The following is a 21,075-nucleotide window of genomic DNA, read 5'->3' on the forward strand; positions in this document are numbered from 1 at the left end:
CACCTCTCGCCCATCCGCATGGTTGATTGCGCTTTTATGACACGGCCTCGTCGGCTGCCGGCAGCAATACGGTGACCGTGGTTCCAACACCGACCGTGCTGGCGAGGTCGAGCCGCCCGCGGTGCCGCTCAACGATGTGGCGCACGATCGAGAGGCCCAGGCCGGTGCCGCCGACCGAACGGCTGCGCCCTGCGTCCACGCGATAGAAGCGTTCCGTCAGGCGCGGCAGATGTTCGGGCGGAATGCCTTCGCCCTGGTCGACGACGCGCAGCCGCACCATTTCGCCCAGCGGCTGAAGCTCGACCCGCACCGGCGTTCCCGGCCGGCCATAGGCCATGGCATTGCCTACCAGATTGTGGAGCAGCTGCGACAGCTGCGCCCGATCGCCCACCACCGGCGGCACCTCGGCCACTTCCAGCACCAGGTCGCCGCCGCGCCCGCCGTGCAGGTCGACCAGCGCGCCGCGCACCTCGCGCACCAGCGCGTCCAGCACCACGACGGTGTCGGGCGCGCGGAACTTGCTGGCCTCGATCCGCGACAGCGAAATCAGCTCGTCGATCAGCCGCTGCATGCGCTGGGTCTCGCCCAGCATGATGCCCAGGAAGCGCTCGCGCAGCTCCGAGTCCTCGCCCGCTTCCTCGCGCAGCGTCTCGGCAAAGCCGCGCAGCGAGGCGAGGGGGGTGCGCAGTTCGTGGCTGGCGTTGGCGACAAAGTCGACGCGCATCCGCTCGGCGGCGTGCAGCTGGGTTTCGTCGACCAGCTGCACCAGCCGGCGTTCGTTGCCGAGCGGACGCACCCGCATTTCCCAGCGCTGTTCGCGGGTGCCGATGCCGACCAGGTGGGTGGTGCTGCCGGGCCCGTCTGCCGGGTCCGCAACCAGCCGCTCGGCGGCAGCCGGGTGCCGGATCGCGATCCGCACGTCCTGGCCGACGATGTGCGCGCCCAGCAGCGCGCGCGCCGCCTGGTTTGCGCAGGAAACCTGCGTGCCCGAGGTTACCAGCACCGGTCCAGCGAGCGCGTCGATCAGCGCCTGCACATCGGGCTCGTTGGGAACCGAGCGGGTTTGCGGCCGCGGCAGGCTCTCTGGCGCTTCGCCCGACGCCGCGATCAGCACCGCCGCAAGGCCAGCGACGGCTGCCACCGCGACCGCATTGATGTCTGCCCCCAGCAGGAATCCGGCGACGCTTCCGGCGACCGCGACCCCGGCGGCGGCTAGCGTGCGAATCCCTGAACCGATGGCCATGGCCGCCCTATAGGCTAGGCTCGACGCGGCGGGAACGTCCCACAGCGACACGGCGGACGGCATCCCGCCTGCGGCTTTGGGATTGCGCAACGCGGCCGCATCCAACACAGGAGAGCCGTGAACGACGAAGACACCTCACCAGCCGCGCGCGCGGGCTCCGGCCTTGGCCGCCGCACGCTGCTGCTGGGGGCCGCGGGCGCCTCGGCAGTGGTGTCGATCCGTCCGGCGCTGGCCAACACCGCCGCCTCGGTTTCGCTGTGCGAGATCCCCGTGCCCGATCCGGGCCGCGCGGGCCGCTACATCGCCGATAATGGCGATGTCGTGCCCGCCGGCACCCCCGGCGCGCAGCCGGCGGCGCAACGCCCGTTTCGCGCCGCCGACGTGAAGCGCACGCTTCAAAGCGGCGTCAACCTGCCCGGCACCACCCACGACCAATCGCGCGCCTACACCAACTACATCCGCCGCCTGCAGTCCGGGACCAGCGGATTCACCTGCTTCGCCTCGCTGCAGATGCCGCGCGGCTGATCGGCAGGACGGCGACCGCCCGCATGGCTGCGGCCGAGGCCGGGCTGGTCCGCTATCACGCGCCTCCCGCAGGCGTGCTGCGGCTGGTGTCGCTCGACGAGCTCACAGCCCTCTATCACCGCGCGTCGGGCCAGACGCATCTCGTCGCGGCGCCTGTGCCGGAGATCCTTGAGGCGCTCGGCGGCGCGCCGGCAACGCTCCCCGAATTGCTCGCGCGCCTTGCCGCGCGCTACGACCTCGCCGACGCCGACCCTGATGCGCTGGAGGCACGGCTAGTCGAGCTCGTGAGCCTGGGCCTGGTGCGGCGCGGGTGAGGCACGTCTTTCAGCTTCGGATCGGACCGGTCGGGTTCCGCGTCGGCTCCGACTGGCGCGCGCCGGTCACGGCGCTGGCGACGCTCTACGACGACTACCCGAAGCCGCGCGATGGCATCCCCGACTTCACCGTTCGGCTGTTCGCTTTGCGGCCCTGGCGCAGGCGGGTGCGGCCGTCGATCACCCTCGGCGGCGATTATCTGCTACCGGAGGCCGCGCCCCTGCCGCTGCGCCTGGGGCTGCTCGCAGCCGAAATGGGCATGAACCTCCAGATGGCGCTCGGCCAGCGTCGCTATCTGCTGCTCCACGCCGCCACGGTCGAGCGCGACGGGCGCGCGCTGCTGATGACCGGCGTGTCGGGTGCGGGCAAGTCGACCCTCGCCGCACTGCTGATGGCGCGCGGCTGGCGGCTGATGGGCGACGAGTTCGCGCTGCTCGATCCTGCCACCGGACTGGTCCACGGCTTCCCCCGGCTGGTGAGCCTGAAGAACCAGGCGATCGGCGTGGTCCAACAGGCGCTGCCCGACGCCCGCTTCGGCCCGCTCCAGCCGGACACGCCCAAGGGGGACATCCGCCACCTCAAGCCCGACGCTGCGTCGGTGGCGGCGATGGACGTGCCCGCACGCCCAGTCGCGATCCTCTTCCCGAGCTTCGGCCATGCGCCTGATGTGCGGCCCGTGCCCCCGGCCGAGACCTTCGTGCGGCTGACCCAGGCTTCCACCAACTATGTCGCGCTTGGCGAACGCGGCTTCGACGCGCTCACCTGGCTGGTCGCAGCCGTGCCTGCGCACGCCATCGACTATCCCGATACCCGGACAGCGGTCGCCATGGTCGAGCGGCTGTGGGAGCAAGCCGCGTGAGCGGCGCTTTGCTGGTCCGGGCACTGCGCGATCCCACCATGACCAGCGAGCTGGACGCCGCCGGCTGGACCGGCCTCATCACCTCGGCGCGCGCGGAACAGATCCTCGGGACGCTCGCCCATCGGTTGCACGGGCTGCCCATGCCAGCCACCGTCGAGCGCATCCTGGCGGACGCGCGCGCCGCGGCCGAGCAGGGCCGCACGCTCGCGCTGTGGGAGGCGGAGATGGCGTCGCAAGCGCTGCTTCCGCTCGGCATTCCCGTCGTGTTGCTGAAGGGCACCGCCTATGTCGCCGCCGGCCTTTCGGCGGGGCAGGGCAGGAGCATCGGCGACCTCGACATCCTGGTGCCCCGCGACGCGCTCGATGCCGTCGAGGCGGCGCTGCTGGCGGCTGGTTGGGAATGGGTGAAGCCCGACGCCTATGACGACGCCTATTACCGGCGATGGATGCACGAACTGCCGCCGCTGATCCATCGCGAGCGCGACCGGATGATCGACGTCCACCACACGATCCTCCCCCTGACCGCCCGCCCCACGCCCGATGCGGGCGCCTTGCTGGCAAACAGTGTCCCGCTGTCGAACGGCCTGCGTGTGCTGTCGCACGAGGACATGGTCTGCCACGCCGTCGCGCACCTGTTTGCCGATGGCGACCTTTCGGGCGGGATTCGCAACCTCTGGGACCTTCATTGCCTGCTCGAGGCGTTCGAGGCGCCCATGGCGCTGGCGTCGCTCAGGGCACGCGCATCGCTGCATGGTATCGCGCCGCACCTGGAACGGGCATTGCGCTTGCGAGGCGTCCTCTATGAGGATGGCGCGCGGCTGACTGCGTCCGACCGCTTCTTCGTCCGCCGCCTGCTCGCCCGCGACGATTGGGGGCGACCGACCGCGAAGGCGACGCAGACCGCCTTCTACCTTCGCTCGCACCTGCTGCGCATGCCACCGGGGATGCTCGCCCGCCACCTGTGGACCAAGTGGCGCAAGGGGCATCGCGGCACGCCCTGACGATCATTCCGTGACGATCACGGGCGCGTGCTTGATCGGGAACCGGACAGAACGGGCGATGAAGCACAGGCGCGAGGCTTCCTCATGCAGCGCGCGGGCGTGCTCGATGTTGTCCTGGGCGCCGATGGTCACTTCCGGCCGCAGCGTCACCTCGGCAAACTGGCCCGAGCCGTCGGCATTCTCCGTCATCACGCCGGTCGCGGCATCGCGATAGGCTAGCACACGGATGCCTGCGCTCGCACACAGGTGCAGGTACCAGAGTTGGTGGCAGGCAGCGAGCGCACCAACCAGCATTTCCTCCGGGTTCCACCGCGTTGGATCGCCACGGAATGCCGGGTCGGAAGAGCCTTCGATCCTGGGCTTGCCCGGGGTGGTCAGCAGGTGGTCACGGCTGTAGCTGCCATAGCCGTCCGTTCCCGAGCCGGTGTTGCCGGTCCATTCGACCGCGACCGCGTAGCGATGCTCCCGGCTGGCCATCGTGGCCTTAGTGGTAGCGATCGGCGCTGCGGTCGCGCGAGCTGTTGGGCGCGATCTTGGCCTCCGCCGCCAAATAGGCCTCCCAGTCGCGGATGTCCGGCAGCGAGGGGATGCACACCGGCTCCTCCATCTCCAGCGCACGCAGCGAAGCGACCACCAGGTCGTCCGCCTGCATCACGCGCTCGGGTGGAAAGTTCTCGATCGCGTTGCCCGCCACCGCGTGGAAGTCGGTCGCGATCACGCCCGGGATGAGCAGCTGCACGCGCACACCGCTGTCGGCCAGGTCGAGCTGCATGGTACGGGTGAAGTAAGCGACAAACGCCTTGGTCGCGCCGTAGCCGGCGTTCCCGGCGAACTGCATGAACAGCGTGCCGGAACCGACGTTGATGATGGTGCCGCGGCCCTCCGCGCGCATCCGTGCCGCCGCCGCGTTGGCGAGCCGCGCGAAGGCAAGTACGTTCACCCGGATCATCGACCCCAGGGCGGCAGGTTCGAGGCCGCCGACCGCGCCCCGCGCGGCAAAGCCGGCGTTGTTGACGAACAGGTCGATCGGATCGCCCTCTGCCAGCCGCGCCTCGACCGCGGCGACGCCCTCCGGCGTCTCCAGGTCGGCGGGCAGTACCTCGACCATGATGTCGTGCGCTTCGCAAAGTTCCTCGGCCAGCGCCTCCAGCCGGTCGGCGCGGCGCGCGACCAGCACCAGGTCGTGGCCGGTGCGGGCAAGGTGGGTGGCAAAGCTCTTGCCGATGCCGGCGGAGGCGCCGGTGACCAGGGCGGCGGGGCGGGTGGGGGTGTTCATGGCCGGCTCAACGCGCGACCGTGCCCAGCCGCTCCAGCACCGGCAGCAATTCGTCGTAGTGATCGATCACTGCGTCCGCCTCCAGCTCCTCGACCGGCTGCATCAGGAAGCCGAAGCTGCACGCAACCGAGGGAATGCCCGCGTTGCGCGCGGCGCCCGTGTCATAGATCGAGTCCCCGACGAAAGCCGCGCGTCCGCCGCCGCAGCGCCGGATCATCTCGTCGATCGGCGCGCGATGCGGCTTACCCAGGCCTTTTCCCATGGTGTCGCCCCCGATCAGGCAGGCGAAGCGGTTGCGGATGCCGAGATCGCCGAGCAGCTGTTCGGCCAGCGCCTCCAGCTTGTTGGTGACGACGGCCACCTTCACCCCGCGCGCCTCCAACGCGGCGATTGCCTCCATCGCGCCGGGGAATGGCGCGCTCTCCACCGCGATATGGCTCTCATAATGGTCGAGCAGCAGCCGGTACAGCCGATCCAGTTCCGTTTCGGGACAGCCGCCGGTGCTCGCCATCCCCTGCATCAGCATGTGACGCGCCCCGCCCCCGATCATGGTGCGCACGCTTTCCCGCGGCAGCGGCGGCCTTCCGGCGTCCGCCAGCGCGTGGTTGAGGGCATTGGCGAGGTCGCCGCTGGTGTCCACCAGCGTGCCGTCCAGGTCGAAGCCGACGATGTCGAAGGGGAAGTCCGTCATGGCGCGCGTCATGCGGGCAAGCCGCTGGCATTGGCAAGGTCGCCGTGGCAGGGCTCCGCCGGGGAGACATTCATGACCGCACCGATCGCCGCCATCATCCTCGCCGCTGGCAAGGGCACCCGCATGCAGTCGGACCTGCACAAGGTGCTGCACCCTGTCGCTGGCCGCGCGATGCTGCTTCACCTGGCGCACAGCGTCGCAGCACTCGATCCCGACCGGACGGTAGTGGTGGTCGGGGCCGGTCGCCAGCAGGTGGAGGCCGCGGTCGCGCCGCTCGGCATCGCCACCGCCCACCAGGCGGAACAGCTCGGCACCGGCCATGCGGTTGCGCAGGCGCAGGCGGCGCTCGACGGCTTCGATGGCGACGTCCTTGTCCTCTATGGCGATGTGCCGCTGGTTTCGACCGCGACGATGCAGCGGATGCTCGACCGGCTGCATGGCGACGATGCGCCCGCAACCGTGGTGCTCGGCTTTCGTCCGGCGGACCCCGGCGCCTATGGCCGCATCCTCACCCAGGGCGATCGCATCGTGAAGATGGTCGAATTCAAGGATGCGACTGCGCAAGAACGCGCGCAGACGCTGTGCAATTCGGGGCTGATGGCCGCGCGCTCGGCCGACCTGTTCGCGCTGCTGGCGCGGGTCGGCAACGACAATGCGGCCGGCGAATACTACCTCCCCGACGTGGTGATGCTGGCGGCGGCGGACGGTCGCAGCTCGGCCGTGATCGAAACCGACGCGGCCGAAGTCGCAGGTGTCAACAGCCGCGCCGAACTGGCCGGAATCGAGGCTGCGTGGCAGGCTGCTCGCCGCGCGCGGGCCATGGCGCAGGGGGCGACGCTGGTCGCGCCGGAGACCGTCTGGTTCGCCCATGACACGCAGGTCGGCCGCGACGTGGTGATCGAGCCCAATGTCGTCTTCGGCCCCGGCGTGCAGGTCGCCGACGGCGTCACGATCCGCGCCTTCAGCCATCTGGAAGGTGCGGTCGTCGGCCAGGGCGCAGAGGTCGGCCCCTATGCCCGCCTGCGCCCCGGCGCCGTGCTGGAGCCGGAGGCAAAGGTCGGGAATTTCGTCGAGGTCAAAAACGCACTGATCGGCCGCGGGGCCAAGGCCAATCACCTGACCTATCTTGGCGATGCCGAGATCGGGGCAGGCGCCAACATCGGCGCGGGCACCATCACCTGCAACTACAACGGGTATCTGAAGAGCCGCACGCAGATCGGCGAGGGCGCCTTCATCGGCTCCAACAGCGCGCTGGTAGCGCCGGTGACGATCGGCGCCGGGGCGATCGTCGCAGCCGGCTCGGTCATTACCCGCGACGTGGAGCCGGACGCGCTTGCGGTCGCGCGGGGCACGCAGGAAGCACGGCCCGACTGGGCGCCGCCGTTCCGAGAGAAGATGGCTGCCCTCAAGGCCAAGGGGAAGAAGTAACATGTGCGGGATCGTCGGCATCATCGGTGGCCAGGACGTCGTCGGCAATCTGGTCGAGGGACTGCGGCGGCTGGAATATCGGGGCTATGACTCCGCGGGCGTCTGCACCGTCGACGGCGGAACGCTCGACCGACGCCGCGCGGAAGGCAAGCTCGCCAACCTCACCCGCGTGCTGGCCGACGCGCCGCTGCTCGGCACCACCGGCATCGCCCATACCCGCTGGGCAACCCACGGCGCGCCGACCACCGCCAATGCCCACCCGCACGCAACCGGCGAAGTCGCGATCGTCCACAATGGGATCATCGAGAACTTCAAGCCGCTGCGCGACGCGCTGATCGCTCGTGGCCGCGAGTTCCACAGCCAGACCGACAGCGAGATCGTCGCCCATCTGATCAGCGAGCGCATCGAGGCCGGCGAGAGCCCGCAGGATGCGGTCAAGGCCGTGCTTCCCCAGCTCCACGGCGCTTTCGCACTCGCGATCCTGTTCCGCGAGCATCCGGACCTGCTGATCGGCGCGCGGCTGGGTTCGCCGCTGGTGGTCGGCTATGGCGAGGGCGAGACCTATCTCGGCTCCGACGCGCTCGCGCTCGCACCGCTGACCCAGCGCATCGCCTATCTGGAGGAAGGCGACTGGGTCGTCCTCACCCGCGACGGCGCGCAGGTCTATGACAGGGACAACCAACCGGTCGAGCGGCCGGTCACGCTCAGCGGCATCACCGGCGCGCTGATCGACAAGGGCAATCACCGCCACTTCATGCTCAAGGAGATCTACGAGCAGCCAGTCGTGGTCGCCCAGACGCTGCGCTCCTACCTCCGCCCGGTCGAGGAGCGCGTCGCGCTGCCCGACATGGACTTCGACCTCTCCACCGTCGAGCGGGTGACGATCGTCGCCTGCGGCACCGCCAGCTATGTCGGCATGATCGGCAAATACTGGATCGAGAAGTTCGCGCGGCTGCCGGTCGAGGTCGATGTCGCCTCCGAGTTCCGCTACCGCGACCCGGTGCTGCTGCCGAACACGCTGGGCGTCGTCGTCTCCCAGTCGGGCGAGACCGCCGACACGCTCGCGGCGCTGCGCCACATGAAGGCGAACGGCGTCACCACTGCCGGCATCATCAACGTGCCGACCAGTTCGATGGCGCGCGAGGTCGACCTGCTCTTGTCGACCCATGCCGGTCCGGAGATCGGCGTCGCGTCGACCAAGGCGTTCACCTGCCAGCTCGCAGTCATGGCCGCACTCGCCGTCAATCTCGCCAGCGCGAAGGGCAAGTTGACGCCGGAGGAGGAGCGCGAAATCGTCCGCCACCTGGTCGAGTCCCCAGCCGCGATCAACGCCGCGCTCGGCCATGATGCGGAGATCCAGCGCATGGCCGGCACCATCGCCGGGGCGCGCGACGTGCTCTACCTGGGCCGCGGCCCCGACTATCCGCTCGCGCTGGAAGGCGCGCTCAAGCTCAAGGAAATCAGCTACATCCACGCCGAAGGCTATGCCTCGGGCGAGATGAAGCACGGCCCGATCGCGCTGATCGACGAGCATGTGCCGCTGATCGTGCTCGCCCCCTCCGGCCCGCTGTTCGACAAGACCGTGTCGAACATGCAGGAGGCGCAGGCCCGCGGCGCGCAAGTGGTGCTGATCTCTGATGCGGAAGGGCTGGCGCTGGCCGGTGAAGACGCGATCGCGACCATCGAGATGCCCAAGGTCCACCCGCTGATCGCACCCCTGGTCTATTCGGTCCCGGTCCAGCTGCTCGCCTACCACGTCGCCGTGGCCAAGGGCACCGACGTCGACCAGCCCCGCAACCTCGCCAAGTCGGTGACCGTGGAATAGTCACATCGCTGGAGTTCGTTTGCAGCAGCGTTGTAGTATCGGCCCAACAGGCGGGCGTTGAGCGACCGCATGAATGCCGCTAGGAACCTGCGCACACACGCACGGGAGAAGCATCCGTCATGCAGCCGCAGGTGAGTGTCGCCGGTCGACAGCCGGACGGGTGGGTCGACAAGACCATGATCGTCTATTCGGCGCCGCCCGCGCCCGGTCAGGCGATCGCCCCGAATATCGTGATCGCGCGCGATGCCTTGGGCGCGGATGAGACGTTCCGCGACTATTGCAACCGGCAGATCGAGGGCTTTCGCGCGACCTTGCCGCACTTCCTTCGCGAGGAGGAAGGCGCCGGCCGAGTGCGCGAGCACGACGCCTTCCAGATCCGGTTCCTTTGGCAATCCGGCGCAGGCATGTTGCGCCAGCGGGTCTTCTTCATCGCGGCCGATGCCGGGGTGGTGGTGACCTATACCGCAACCGCGGCCGCGGACGACTATGCCGCGCACGAGCCGGTGTTCGAACGCGGGCTTGCCGAGCTGGTGGTCGCTCCGGCTGCCCGGCACTGATGGAACGCGCAGGCTCGGGCATGGTGCGCCGCCGATGAGCACCATGCCCGCTGCCCGCGTCGGCGACCCGATTGCCCACAGCGAAGCCGGCACCGGCATGTTGCTGGGCGTTCTGGCGGGGGCTGCGGTAGGCGTGGTGCTGATCGCGGCGACGATCTCTACCGGTGGGCTCGCGCTGGTCGCCGCGGCAGGCATGGCGGCGGGCGCAGTGTCCGCCGGAGGTTTGGGTGGCATGCACGTCGGCGAAGCGGTGATGGGCCCGCCCTGCGGCGAATTCGCGACGGGATCGCCCAACGTCTTCATCAACGGGCGCCCGGCCACCTTCACCGCCGGATCCTTCGCCTCGTGCCGCAAGGACAGCGGCCCGATCCCGCTCGCGACCGGCTCGGCGAGCGTGTTCATCAACACGGGCATGGCCGGTCGCCAAGGCGAGAAGCTGGGGTGCAGCGCGATCGCGATCGCGCGGACCTCGCCCAATGTGTTCATCGGCGGCCCGAGCGCTCAGGACCCGCGCGTCGCGATCCAGCCCGAAGTGCCCGCCTGGGCAGTCACCGCCCTGCAGGTCCTGGGCGTCGCCGGCGCGATCGCCGCCTTGCCCTACGCCATTGCGACCGTGGGCATCGGCGCGACGATCGGCGGCGCGGTGCTGGGCATGGCGGGCGGCATCGGCGGCGGCATGGCCGGACGCGCGCTGGGCGAGGCGCTCGGCCTGTCGGAAGCGGGCATACGCTCGCTGGAACTGGCAGGCGGCTTCCTAGGTGGCATGGTCGCCGGCGCGGCAGGCGCGCGCGGCGGGCAGGCGGCGGAGTGGCGCTACAACACGTGGCGCCACAATCCCTTCAAGGGTGAGCCACGCCTGCCGCGCGGGGCGACGGAGAAGTGGAATTTTGAGGCGAAGCGACCCGAGGGGCTGGACATGGAAAATCTGTCGCCAGCCGACGCTGCTGCGCGCGACAGAATGGATATGGCCGGCTGGAATGAAGACATGCAGAAGCAGGTTCTGGATTCTGGGAGGGGTTTTCATACTGTCAGAGGTCGCGAGGGTGACAATATGTATGGCTTCAGTTCCAAGAAATTCGCGAAGAAAAATGACAGTCCTTATTGGATGGATGAACCAACCTACCGTGACATGCAGACCCGCTATCAGGATCCGGTGACTGGCAAGTGGGACAGTCGCGGCGTAAAGAACGAACTAGCGCTGCCCTGTTACAACCGGGCAGATGCCGTCTATCGCGGGCAGTTGACCCAGGACCAGGACATGGTCGCTTCCACCATCAATCCGGCGCACGAAACCGTGACGCACCTCGGGCCGGATGGCGCGGAACTGGCCAAGTTCGATCGCGCAATGGCGGGCGGTGGTACGCAGATTGCTCCGGCGAACGGAAGCGTCGGTAATATTATGGAGTATTTCGGGCGATGATCGAGATTACGCCCGCCATCCTCGGCCCCGGCATCGAGGAGGAATACGCGGACGCAATGGCGGCCATCCGCGACCTGCGGACCGCGCTGGGCGAGCGTCGGCTGACCAACGACACGCCGGACGGGCGGCTGTTGCTGGAAATCGCCTGGTTGGAGCAGGAGATCGGCCGCGGACGGCTGCCGATACCGGTTGGGGCGAACACTGTCTTCTACCTGGTCGGGTCGGGCGAACTGAACCATATTCCAGGCGTACAAGAGTCGCTAGGCCGGCTGTATGTCGTGCTGAAAGGCATCGGCCTCATCAAGCCGCGCCACATTCCCGTGCTGGTCTCCATGATCGATGCCTTGTACGCGGATGCACACGCCATCTGGGTCGAGGTGCCGGCCGGAGAGCAGGAGGTGATGGAGGATTTACGCGCGCGGGGTGACGCGCTTCGGCGGGAGCACTGGCCCTCGGCCGATCCGCTGGCGCGGCGCTACAACGGGCTGGCCAACCCGGTACTGAACGAGCGGGTGGCGAACTTTTCCAACCGCATAGCCGGTATCCGCGCCGCGCTGTTCAGGGATTGGCGACCCTCCGCTGCCAAGAAGCCGCCGCTCGATCCGCCCAAGCCCGGCCTGCCGCGCGAGGCGCCGCCGGAGCCGGACCGCCCGTGGAAAGGATGGTTCCGCCCCTGAACCGTGCTTGCCGTATCGCCGCCGCATAGGCACGCGAAGGGCCCCAAGCACCGGAAAAAAAGCCAGCATCCTTGCGCATTTACCTGGCCGTAACGCCGGCCTTGCTACGCCGACGCTTCTGAAGCGAGGAGTTGGGCCGCGGTGCGGATACTGATCGTAGACGACGAGCCGGCGATGCATGATTCCTACCGGCAGGCGTTCGGCCGGCCGGAGGACGACGGGCTTGCGGCCATGGCCTCCGACCTGTTCGGCGACACGACGGCTCCGGAAGGCGCGGTCGCGCCGGAACTGGCGCTGGTCCATGTCGTCCAGGGACTGGAGGCGGTCGCGGCGGTGGAAGCGGCGCTGCGCGAGGACGACCCGTTCGCCGTTGCCTTTCTCGACATCCGCATGCCGCCAGGCATCGACGGCAAGGAGACGGCGGCTCGTATCCGCGCGCTCGACCCGGACATCAACCTGGTGATCGTCACCGGCTTTTCCGACTTCGCCCCGGCCGAGATCTTTCGCGCGGCAGGACCCGCCGACAAGATCTTCTACATCGCCAAGCCCTTCGACGCGATCGAGGTCGTGCAGACGGCGACCGCGCTTGCCCACCGCTGGCAGCTCGACCGCGAGCTTGCCGCGACCCGCGCGGAGTTGGCGGACAAGGTGGTGCAACTGGAGGCGCAGGCGCTGGAGCTTGCCGCCAACGCCAGCAAGGCCGCGCATCTCGCCGCGCACGATCCCCTGACCGAGGCACCGAACCGCGTCGCCTTTCTGCGCGCGCTGGGCGAACGCGTGCGCGAGCCGGGGTGCTTTGCGGTCGCGACCCTCGACCTCGACCGGTTCAAGCTCATCAACGACACCTTCGGCCATTCTGCGGGCGACGAGGTGATCCGCGCCATCTGCGCCCTCCTGAGCGAACAGATCGGGGAGGACGGGCTGGTCGCACGGTTGGCAGGCGACGAGTTCGGGATGATGTTGTCCGTCACCGGCGAGGACGAGGCGGTGATGCGCTGCGAGCGGCTGCTGCGCGTCTGTTCGGGCACGCTGCGCATCTTTGGCCAGTCGGTGCAGAACAGCGCGTCCATCGGCCTGGTGGTGGCGGATGCGGAGCAGGAACGCGACCCCATCGACATCATGCGCCGGGCCGACCTGGCGCTCAACGAGGCAAAGGATGCCGGGCGGGGCCTCGTCCGCCTGTTCGACGCGCGCATGGACGAATCCGTGCAGTTCCGCCGCCAGATCGAGACGGGGCTGACCCGAGCGATCAGCAACGGCGAGCTTTCGCTCGTCTTCCAGCCGATTTTCATGGGTGACGAGCTGGAGCTGGTGGGATTCGAGGCATTGTCCCGCTGGTGCAGCCCGGAACACGGCATGATCTCGCCTGCGATGTTCATCCCGGTAGCCGAGGAAAGCGCCCTGATCCACGAACTGGGCGACTGGGCGGTGGGAGAGGCGCTGGAGGCGGTGAAGCGCTGGCCCGGCCAATATGTCTCCGTCAACTTCTCGCCGCGGCAGTTCCGGCGCCAGAACTTCGTCGCCCAGCTGGTGGCGCAGGCGCAGCGCGCGGGTGTCTCGCCGAGCCAGCTGCAGATCGAGATCACCGAAGGCGCGCTGGCCGAGGATGCCGAGCGTGCGGCCGACACGCTCTACCGACTGCGACAGATGGGCTTTCGCGTCGCCATCGACGATTTCGGCACCGGCTATTCCAGCCTCTACAATATCCGCGCCTTTCCGATCGACACGCTCAAGATCGATCGCAGCTTCATCGACGGCATGGGGCGCGAACGTGAGTCCGCCGCGATCGTCCATTCCATCATCCAGCTCGGCCGTGCCCTGGGGCTTGAGGTGGTGGCGGAAGGGGTGGAGACCCGGACGCAGCTCGACGCCTTGCTCCAGGCCGGGTGCTCGCAGGTTCAGGGCTACTACCTCTCGCAGCCGCTGGTAGCAGAGGATGCCGCCGCGCTTGCCGCCGGGGGCACCATCGCGGACCCGCAGGCGCCTTGCGAACCGGCCTCCGCGGGACCGGGCGCCGGCATGATGGGCTGATGCCGGCACACCGGCACGCGACCCGGTCGTGGCGGCGGCGCCTGCCCTGGGCGCGGTCGATGTCGCTGTCGCAGCGGCTCGTCTGGGTGCTGACCGGCATCGGGGTCGCCGGCACGCTGGGTATCGCGCTGATCCTGGTGCTGGTGCTCACCCCGGGCTTCCGCCAGCTGGAGAACCGCGCGATCGCGCGCGAGACCGAGCGGGCAGTGGCGATCCTCGACACGCTGCGATCGCAGGCCGAGGCGTCGGCGCATGCAGTGCGGGAGACGCGGTCCGCTGCGTCGCCCGCCTCCGGCGGGCGCTGGCAGCTTCGGGTGCCCGACGACGCCAGGGCGGGTCCGACCCTGCGCGCGCTGCGCGGTGTGGATGCCGTCGCCGCCCTAAGGGGCGCGCAATCCGGCGGCTTTTTCGTGTCGGACGGCAGTATCTTGAGTACGGTCTGGGTCGCACGCCTGCCGACTCCCGACGGTACGGCGCCCAGCTACGTCGCGGTCGCCGAACCGATCGCCGAAGACCAGCTCCGGCAGCGCCTCAAGCGTCCGGTTCAGCTCGTTCCTGCAGCAGCCGCAACAGGTCGTGCCGAACGCAGCCGGGATCGGATTGACCTGCGTGTCCCGGTCGCCGGCCCCGACGGCCGTCCCGTGGCCGGACTGGTGGTCTCGATCAATCGCACCCTGTGGGCGCTCGGCGGCAAGCTGCTGATCTCGGCGGTGCTGGGCATCAGCGCGCTCATGATCCTGCTGCTGTTCCTGCTGCGGCGCATCTTCGAACGGCTGGTGCTGCGACGGCTGCATCTCTTGGAGCGGCACATGCGCCAGATCGGGGCTTCGGGCTCGATGACGGCGCTGCCGGATCCGGTCACCCGCGACGAGATCGGTGCCCTTGTTGCCAGCTTCAACGCGATGCTGGGCCAGCTTGCGAGCCTGCGCGAGCAGCTGGAGGTACACTCCTTCCGCCTCGGCCACACCGAAAGTGCCGAGGCGGCGATGCACAACATCCGCAACGCGCTCAACCCGATCAGCACGATCCTGTCGAAAGGCCTGACCCACAGCCTTTCGGTCGAACCCGCCACCGTCGACCGGGCGCTCGAAGAGGTCGGTGCTGCCGAACTCGACCCGGAACGCCGCGCCAGGCTCACCGCATTCCTCCGCGCGGCACTGGACGGCGAACGCCGCGCCCGCGCAGAGCGCTTCACCCAGCTCGAACTGGGGCGGGAGGCGTTGCAGAATGTGCTGGAGATCGTCGGCAGCGGCTCAGCCAGGAACCCTGCGCGCGGGGTGCTGGAATCCTGCGACGTCACCCGGCTGATCGCCCGCAACGGCGCAATTGCGCGCTACTCCCGCGAACTGTCGATCGCGACCGTGTTCCCGTCGAAACCCTGCCTGGTCCTGGCGCACCGCGTGATCCTGAGCCAGGTGATAGGCAACCTCTTCTCCAACGCCGCTGAGTCGATCGCCGCCTCCGGAACCTCCGGCGGGACGATCCGAGTCTCGATCACCGAGCGCAAGGGTCAAGTGGAGGTGGCGATCCGCGACAACGGAGAGGGCTTTGATCCCGCCGACGCCCCCGCGCTGTTCCAGCGTGGTTTCTCCACGCGCAAGAACCGCTCGGGCGGGCTCGGGCTTCACTGGTGCGCGACGTCGATGAGGACGATGGGCGGCGCGCTGCGGCTGGAGAGCGAGGGGCGGGGAAGGGGCGCGCGCGCCGTGCTCACGCTCCGCCCGGCAGAGGATGGAGCCGACGGCGCCGGCTGACCCGCGGCCGCAGTGCCTGTCGCGCCGGGGCATACTTTGGTAGGGGATGCTCCTGGCGGCGGAACGCCCCAAGCAGCAGAAAAGAGCGGCCGCCCCAAGCAGTTCGGGCATCGGGCCCACCGGGAAAGGAAGCACGGTGACAGCGATCTCTAAAGTGGGTTGGGCGGCGCTGGCGCTGCTGGCGGCGGTGGCGCTGGGCGTCGTCGCCTTTTCGCGCGGCGAGTCGGTGAACGCCCTCTGGATCGTCGTTGCCGCAGTCGCGATCTACCTGATCGCCTACCGCTTCTACGCGCTCTACATCGCGCGCCACGTGATGCGGCTGGACCCCGGTCGGCCGACGCCCGCGATCCGGCGCGCCGACGGGCTCGACTATGTTGCGACCAACCGCAACGTGCTGTTCGGCCACCATTTCGCCGCGATCGCGGGCGCAGGGCCGCTGGTCGGGCCGGTGCTTGCCGCGCAGATGGGCTATCTGCCGGGCACGCTCTGGATCCTGGCCGGCGTGGTGGTGGCGGGCGCAGTGCAGGACTTCATGGTGCTGTTCATCTCGATGCGTCGTGACGGCAAGTCGCTGGGCGAACTGATCCGCATCGAAATGGGCCCAGTGCCCGGCACCATCGCGCTGTTCGGCGCCTTCATGATCATGGTGATCATCCTGGCGGTGCTCGCGCTGATCGTGGTGCGGGCGCTGGCAGACAGCCCGTGGGGCATGTTCACGGTGGCCGCCACCGTGCCGCTCGCGATCCTGATGGGCATCTACACCCGCTGGCTGCGGCCCGGAAAGATCGGGGAAGTGTCGATCCTGGGCTTCATCGGCCTGATCCTGGCGATCGTCTACGGCGGGCAGATCGCGAGTTCGCCCAGCCTGGCGCCGCTGTTTACCTTCAGCGCGGTGCAGCTGTGCTGGATCCTGATCGGCTACGGCGCCGTCGCCTCGGTGCTGCCGGTGTGGCTGCTGCTGGCGCCGCGCGACTATCTGTCGACCTTCCTCAAGATCGGCGCGATCGCCGCGCTCGCGATCGGCATCGCCATCATGGCGCCGCCGCTGCGGATGCCGGCGCTTACCCAGTTCATCGACGGCAGCGGCCCGGTCTGGTCGGGCGGGCTGTTCCCCTTCCTGTTCATCACCATCGCCTGCGGCGCCGTCTCGGGCTTTCACGCGCTGATCTCCAGCGGCACCACGCCCAAGCTCATCGCCAGCGAGGGCGACGCGCCCTTCATCGGCTATGGCGCGATGTTGATGGAGAGCTTTGTCGCGATCATGGCGCTGGTCGGCGCCTCGATCCTCGACCCGGGCGTCTATTTCGCGATGAATAGCCCGGCGGCAGTGCTCGGCACCGATATCCACTCGGCTGCGACCGCTGTCACCGCGATGGGCTTCCCGATCACCGCCGACACGCTCGCCCAGACCGCGAGCGACGTGGGCGAGACCACGATCGTCTCGCGTTCGGGCGGTGCGCCGACGCTGGCGGTCGCGATGGCGCAGATCTTCAGCCATGTGGTCGGCGGCAAGGCGATGATGGCCTTCTGGTACCATTTCGCCATCCTGTTCGAAGCGCTGTTCATCCTCACCGCCGTCGATGCCGGCACGCGCGCCGGGCGCTTCATGCTGCAGGACCTGATCGGGCTCGCCGTGCCGCGGTTCCGCGAATCCTCGGCGATCGTGCCCGGCCTGATCGCGACCGCGCTGTGTGTCGCTGCGTGGGGCTTCTTCCTCTACCAGGGCGTGACCGATCCGCTGGGCGGGGTGAACACGCTGTGGCCGCTGTTCGGCATCTCCAACCAGATGCTCGCCGCGGTGGCGCTGGTGCTGGCGACGGTGGTGCTGTTCCGCATGAAGCAGCAGCGCTTTGCCTGGGTGACGATGGTGCCCGCCGCCTGGCTGCTGGTGTGCACCGGCAGCGCGGGGCTGCTCAAGCTGTTCTCGGCCGATCCCAAGGTCGGGTTCCTGGCCCATGCCTCGCGCTATGGCGAGGCGCTGGGCCGCGGCGAGGTGCTGGCGCCGGCCAAGACGCTGGAGGAGATGGGCCGCATCGTCTTCAACGACCGCATCGACGCCGGCCTGTGCGCGATCTTCCTGGCCGTGGTGTTCTCGATCCTCTTCTACGGCATCCGAACCTGCCTCGCGGCACGGCGAATCGATCGCCCGAGCGTGAACGAAATCCCGCCGTCCTTCACCGCCATGGAGCCGGCCGAATGAGCCGGCTTGCCGTCTTCGCGGCGCGGGTGCGCGAGACCGCGCACCTCATGGTCGGCATGCCCTCCTATGCCGCCTATTGCGAGCATATGAGGCAGCACCACCCCGACCATCGCCAGATGACGGAGGCGGAGTTCTTCCGCGAGCGCCAGCAGGCGCGCTACGGCGGCAAGAATGGTGGCCGCTGCTGCTGACGGGCAGCCGCTGAATTCGGCCGGGGATCACGCGCTCTCGGTGTGGATGCTTTCCATGCGTAGCGAGGGCTTGCCGCACGACTTCGCCTGTATTTAGGCGCCGGGATCGGCCGTTCCGGCTTGATGTTGCGCAAATGTGACACTGCGAATGCCATGCGATGGGCCGCGCGATCCGGCGCTTACGGCCTTCAACTTCCGTGATATTTGTCTCTGCGAGAACAGTACCAATGCCGTGCCACTTAGAACCCGGCACGATCGTAGCGGAGAGTGGAAGATGGCGGATCGGTTCGGCCCTTGCGTTGCCAGCGTGCTGGCGCTTCTCATCAGCGCATCGCCTGCAATGGCGCAGGACGCCGCAGCGCCGGCTGGCGAGGGGCAGGACATTTCCGCACCCGACGCGCCTGCCGCAGGCGACGGCGACATCGTGGTTACCGGCATCCGCGCCTCGCTGCGCAACGCCATTTCAGTGAAGCGTGAGGCGAACTCGGTCGTCGACGTGATCTCCGCCGAAGACATCGGCAAGTTCCCCGACCGCAATGTCGCGGAATCGCTGTCGCACATTCCGGGCGTCAGCATCGACCGTCGCTTCGGCGAGGGCGAGAAGGTCGCAATCCACGGCACCGACCCGGCGCTCAACCGCATGCTGCTCGATGGCCATGCCGTCGCCTCGGCCGACTGGGGCGGCAACGACAACGATCCCACCAGCCGTACCTTCAACTATTCGCTGCTGGCACCCGAGCTGGTCGACCGGCTCGAAGTCTACAAGTCGCCCGAGCCGCGGATCGAGGAAGGCAGCATCGGCGGCACCGTGATCGTGCGCACGCGTCGTCCGCTCGACACGCCGGCAAACTCGCTGTTCGCGTCCGGCGGCTATTCGTACAACGACCGCTCGGAAAAGGGGAACGTCCGCGCGTCCGGCCTCTACAGCTGGAAGAACGAGGCCGAGACCTTCGGCATCCTGGGCGCCGTCACCTATGACCGCCAGAGCCTGACCCGCGCAGGCGTCGAGTTCTTCGGTTTCGAGAACGCCGGCTCGCGCTTCCTCACCACCAACGAGGCGGGCGAGCGCGTGCTCAGGAACCCGGATGCCGTGATCACCGGCGGCACCGCGGCGGACCTCGACAATGCTGTCATCCCTTACGGCATCAACTACGCCTACTTCACTCAGCAGCGGGAACGCACCAGCTATTCGGGCACCATGCAGTTCCGTCCGACCGAAACGCTGACGCTGACCGTCAACGGCCTGCACATCGACGGCAACTACAACAACTCCAGCCAGTCGATGTACGTGATCCCGGGCGCGTGGAGCGGCGACGTGCTCCAGTCGGCGACGATCTCGAACGGCGTGGTCACCGACGCGAGCTTTGGCGCCGCTTCGGCCGGCGGCCAGAGCTCGCAGCTCGACACGCTGGTGCGTTCGACCAAGCTCAAGACCGACAACGCCAATTTCGAGGCGGCTTGGAAGGGCGACGACAGCTCCTCGATCACCGCGACCGCGGGCTGGAGCCGCGCGACTGGTGGCAGCAACCCCGAGTATCTCTACGACCTGCGCACCGACCTGCCGTTCAGCTACGGCTTCACCGCCGACAGCGCGACGGTGAACTATGACGGCGACCTGACCGACCCGGCCAATTACCGCCGCAGCAACGCGGTGCAGGCGCAGACCATCGACGGCCAGCCGATCCTCTACAACGGCTCGCAGCTTGTTGCCGCGCGCGCGGGCGGCATCGACTTCTCCAAGACGATCGATCGCGACTTCTACGTCGGCTACGACGCGGTGATCCCGGTCGAGTTCGGCCCGTTCACCCAGATCCTGATCGGCGGCAAGTTCACCGATCACCGCAACCGCCGCAACGCGAGCGGCTTCAACAACTACACCACCGACGACTATACGCTGGCGAGCCTGGGCGTGGACACGATCACCACCCCGGACGGCGTGTTCGACGGCACCGGCGGCAGCGGCAACGCGACCCAGTACATCAACCTGCCGCGCCAGACCGTGATCGACATCCTGGCGAACTCGATCAACATCGCGGTCGCCAAGCCCACGGCCTCGTACATCGTCGATGAGCGTGTCGCTGCCAACTACATCCAGGCGAACTTCGAGCAGGGCGGCTTCCGCGGCAACATCGGCGGGCGGCTGGTCTATACCGAGAACACGTCGAACTATGCCAACCAGGTTTCGGGCGTCGACGGCGCGCTGCCGACGATCGTGCCGGTCGAGGTTTCGAACAAGTATCTCAAGTTCCTGCCGAGCCTGAACATCGCCTATGAGGCGGGCAGCCAGCTCATCTTCCGCGGCAGCGTCGCCAAGGTGATCGCGCGTCCGCGCTACGAGCAGCTCGGCGGCTCGGTCGGTCGCAACGACATCACGCTCGACGCGAGCGGCGGCAACCCGAACCTGCGTCCGTACCAGTCGGTCAACTATGAGCTGTCGGCGGAATATTACCCGCGCGCCGGCACGCTCTTGTCGGTCGAGCTGTTCCGCCGCGAGGTGAAGGACTACATCTACAACGGCATCACCCAGCAGACCTTCTTCAACGAGCTCGAGCAGCGCAACGAGGTCTACAACGTCTCGCAGCCGATCAACGGCGGCAAGGCGACTGCCAACGGCGTGCTGGTGTCGGGACAGAGCGAGATCTGGGGCGGCTTCGGCATCCAGGCGAACTATTCCTATGCCGACAGCTCGACTGACGAGGGGCTGAACCTGCCGTATCTGTCGAAGCACACGGTCAACGTGATCCCGTATTTCGAAAGCGGCCCGGTCCAGGCACGGCTGAGCTACAACCATCGCTCGTCCTACTTCCGCCAGATCGGCCGTCTCAACTCGGTCGACATGGTGGCGCCGTACGACCAGCTCGATTTCTCGGCGAGCCTTGCGGTCAACAAGCTGGTGACGCTGACGGTCAATGCGCAGAACCTGCTGGACTCGACCTACATCCAGTATAGCGGCACCCGCGACACCCCGACCGCCTTCTACAAGAACGGCCGGACCTTCGCGGCGAGCATCAGCGTCCGCATGTAAGCGGGGAAGGGGGGCGTGCATTGTGCGCCCCCCTGCCGTTCCGGAGGGCCAATGTGC

The 21,075-nt window shown here is 68.3% G+C and carries 18 protein-coding genes; 14 read left to right on the forward strand and 4 right to left on the reverse strand.

Annotated features, from left to right (window positions below; all coding sequences use genetic code 11):
* Positions 1–34 precede the first annotated feature (34 nt).
* On the reverse strand, positions 35–1,243 hold the full coding sequence (locus LK533_RS02255) for an ATP-binding protein (protein WP_229361130.1): 1,209 nt from the start codon (positions 1,241–1,243) through the stop codon (positions 35–37).
* A 117-nt stretch (positions 1,244–1,360) separates the two neighbouring features.
* Between LK533_RS02255 and LK533_RS02260 the strand changes: the two genes are divergently transcribed.
* The 4 genes from LK533_RS02260 to LK533_RS02275 are packed head-to-tail and all read left to right on the forward strand — an operon-like array spanning position 1,361 to position 3,943.
* Positions 1,361–1,768, forward strand: a complete 408-nt coding sequence (locus tag LK533_RS02260; protein WP_229361131.1) for a hypothetical protein — start codon at positions 1,361–1,363, stop codon at positions 1,766–1,768.
* 23 nt (positions 1,769–1,791) lie between these two features.
* Positions 1,792–2,082, forward strand: a complete 291-nt coding sequence (locus LK533_RS02265; protein ID WP_229361132.1) for an HPr-rel-A system PqqD family peptide chaperone — start codon at positions 1,792–1,794, stop codon at positions 2,080–2,082.
* Complete coding sequence (locus LK533_RS02270; protein WP_229361133.1) at positions 2,079–2,942, forward strand: HprK-related kinase A; 864 nt, start codon at positions 2,079–2,081, stop codon at positions 2,940–2,942. Before LK533_RS02265 ends, LK533_RS02270 begins: the two co-directional genes overlap by 4 nt.
* Entirely contained in the window at positions 2,939–3,943 is a 1,005-nt protein-coding gene (locus LK533_RS02275; RefSeq protein WP_229361134.1) for a nucleotidyltransferase family protein, read from the forward strand. Before LK533_RS02270 ends, LK533_RS02275 begins: the two co-directional genes overlap by 4 nt.
* 3 nt (positions 3,944–3,946) lie before the next feature.
* Here the strand turns inward: LK533_RS02275 and LK533_RS02280 are convergent, their stop codons facing one another.
* Genes LK533_RS02280 through LK533_RS02290 form a run of 3 tightly spaced genes read right to left on the reverse strand, consistent with a single transcriptional unit; the run spans position 3,947 to position 5,910 of the window.
* Positions 3,947–4,420, reverse strand: coding sequence for an OsmC family protein (locus tag LK533_RS02280; RefSeq protein WP_229361135.1), 474 nt, complete (start codon positions 4,418–4,420; stop codon positions 3,947–3,949).
* Positions 4,421–4,427: 7 nt separating this feature from the next.
* A complete protein-coding gene (locus LK533_RS02285) occupies positions 4,428–5,219 on the reverse strand; it encodes an SDR family NAD(P)-dependent oxidoreductase (protein ID WP_229361136.1) in 792 nt (263 codons plus the stop codon).
* A 7-nt stretch (positions 5,220–5,226) separates the two neighbouring features.
* On the reverse strand, positions 5,227–5,910 hold the full coding sequence (locus LK533_RS02290) for an HAD-IA family hydrolase (protein ID WP_229361137.1): 684 nt from the start codon (positions 5,908–5,910) through the stop codon (positions 5,227–5,229).
* Between the two features lie 72 nt (positions 5,911–5,982).
* Between LK533_RS02290 and glmU the strand changes: the two genes are divergently transcribed.
* The 10 genes from glmU to LK533_RS02340 all read left to right on the forward strand — a co-directional run bounded on the left by glmU (position 5,983) and on the right by LK533_RS02340 (position 21,018).
* Complete coding sequence (glmU, locus tag LK533_RS02295; protein ID WP_229361138.1) at positions 5,983–7,338, forward strand: bifunctional UDP-N-acetylglucosamine diphosphorylase/glucosamine-1-phosphate N-acetyltransferase GlmU; 1,356 nt, start codon at positions 5,983–5,985, stop codon at positions 7,336–7,338.
* A gap of 1 nt (position 7,339) precedes the next feature.
* Positions 7,340–9,163 carry a glutamine--fructose-6-phosphate transaminase (isomerizing) gene (gene glmS / locus LK533_RS02300; protein WP_229361139.1) on the forward strand — a complete coding sequence of 608 codons (1,824 nt, stop codon included), beginning with the start codon at positions 7,340–7,342 and terminating at the stop codon, positions 9,161–9,163.
* Positions 9,164–9,282: 119 nt separating this feature from the next.
* Positions 9,283–9,720, forward strand: a complete 438-nt coding sequence (locus tag LK533_RS02305; RefSeq protein WP_229361140.1) for a DcrB-related protein — start codon at positions 9,283–9,285, stop codon at positions 9,718–9,720.
* Between the two features lie 34 nt (positions 9,721–9,754).
* Positions 9,755–11,140, forward strand: a complete 1,386-nt coding sequence (locus LK533_RS02310; protein WP_229361141.1) for a PAAR domain-containing protein — start codon at positions 9,755–9,757, stop codon at positions 11,138–11,140.
* Complete coding sequence (locus LK533_RS02315; protein WP_229361142.1) at positions 11,137–11,817, forward strand: hypothetical protein; 681 nt, start codon at positions 11,137–11,139, stop codon at positions 11,815–11,817. The genes LK533_RS02310 and LK533_RS02315 overlap by 4 nt, the downstream gene beginning before the upstream one ends.
* 174 nt (positions 11,818–11,991) lie before the next feature.
* On the forward strand, positions 11,992–13,848 hold the full coding sequence (locus LK533_RS02320) for a putative bifunctional diguanylate cyclase/phosphodiesterase (protein ID WP_229361143.1): 1,857 nt from the start codon (positions 11,992–11,994) through the stop codon (positions 13,846–13,848).
* Positions 13,848–15,602, forward strand: coding sequence for a sensor histidine kinase (locus LK533_RS02325; RefSeq protein ID WP_229361144.1), 1,755 nt, complete (start codon positions 13,848–13,850; stop codon positions 15,600–15,602). Before LK533_RS02320 ends, LK533_RS02325 begins: the two co-directional genes overlap by 1 nt.
* Before the next feature lie 145 nt (positions 15,603–15,747).
* On the forward strand, positions 15,748–17,802 hold the full coding sequence (locus tag LK533_RS02330; RefSeq protein ID WP_420705819.1) for a carbon starvation CstA family protein: 2,055 nt from the start codon (positions 15,748–15,750) through the stop codon (positions 17,800–17,802).
* A complete protein-coding gene (locus tag LK533_RS02335; RefSeq protein WP_229361146.1) occupies positions 17,799–17,993 on the forward strand; it encodes a YbdD/YjiX family protein in 195 nt (64 codons plus the stop codon). Before LK533_RS02330 ends, LK533_RS02335 begins: the two co-directional genes overlap by 4 nt.
* Before the next feature lie 274 nt (positions 17,994–18,267).
* Positions 18,268–21,018 (forward strand): TonB-dependent receptor, encoded by a 2,751-nt coding sequence (locus LK533_RS02340; RefSeq protein ID WP_229361147.1) that lies wholly within the window; start codon positions 18,268–18,270, stop codon positions 21,016–21,018.
* Positions 21,019–21,075: the final 57 nt, after the last annotated feature.

Origin of the sequence: Sphingomonas sp. PL-96 (assembly GCF_020707215.1) — a bacterium.
Lineage (GTDB): Bacteria > Pseudomonadota > Alphaproteobacteria > Sphingomonadales > Sphingomonadaceae > Sphingomonas.

Coding starts and splice junctions, on each gene's coding strand:
- LK533_RS02255 (WP_229361130.1), bottom strand. CDS start 1,243: ATGGCCATCGGTTCAGGGATTCGCACGCTAGCCGCCGCCGGGGTCGCG.
- LK533_RS02265 (WP_229361132.1), top strand. CDS start 1,792: ATGGCTGCGGCCGAGGCCGGGCTGGTCCGCTATCACGCGCCTCCCGCA.
- LK533_RS02280 (WP_229361135.1), bottom strand. CDS start 4,420: ATGGCCAGCCGGGAGCATCGCTACGCGGTCGCGGTCGAATGGACCGGC.
- LK533_RS02285 (WP_229361136.1), bottom strand. CDS start 5,219: ATGAACACCCCCACCCGCCCCGCCGCCCTGGTCACCGGCGCCTCCGCC.
- LK533_RS02290 (WP_229361137.1), bottom strand. CDS start 5,910: ATGACGGACTTCCCCTTCGACATCGTCGGCTTCGACCTGGACGGCACG.
- glmU (WP_229361138.1), top strand. CDS start 5,983: ATGACCGCACCGATCGCCGCCATCATCCTCGCCGCTGGCAAGGGCACC.
- glmS (WP_229361139.1), top strand. CDS start 7,340: ATGTGCGGGATCGTCGGCATCATCGGTGGCCAGGACGTCGTCGGCAAT.
- LK533_RS02305 (WP_229361140.1), top strand. CDS start 9,283: ATGCAGCCGCAGGTGAGTGTCGCCGGTCGACAGCCGGACGGGTGGGTC.
- LK533_RS02310 (WP_229361141.1), top strand. CDS start 9,755: ATGAGCACCATGCCCGCTGCCCGCGTCGGCGACCCGATTGCCCACAGC.
- LK533_RS02315 (WP_229361142.1), top strand. CDS start 11,137: ATGATCGAGATTACGCCCGCCATCCTCGGCCCCGGCATCGAGGAGGAA.
- LK533_RS02320 (WP_229361143.1), top strand. CDS start 11,992: ATGCATGATTCCTACCGGCAGGCGTTCGGCCGGCCGGAGGACGACGGG.
- LK533_RS02325 (WP_229361144.1), top strand. CDS start 13,848: ATGCCGGCACACCGGCACGCGACCCGGTCGTGGCGGCGGCGCCTGCCC.
- LK533_RS02335 (WP_229361146.1), top strand. CDS start 17,799: ATGAGCCGGCTTGCCGTCTTCGCGGCGCGGGTGCGCGAGACCGCGCAC.
- LK533_RS02340 (WP_229361147.1), top strand. CDS start 18,268: ATGGCGGATCGGTTCGGCCCTTGCGTTGCCAGCGTGCTGGCGCTTCTC.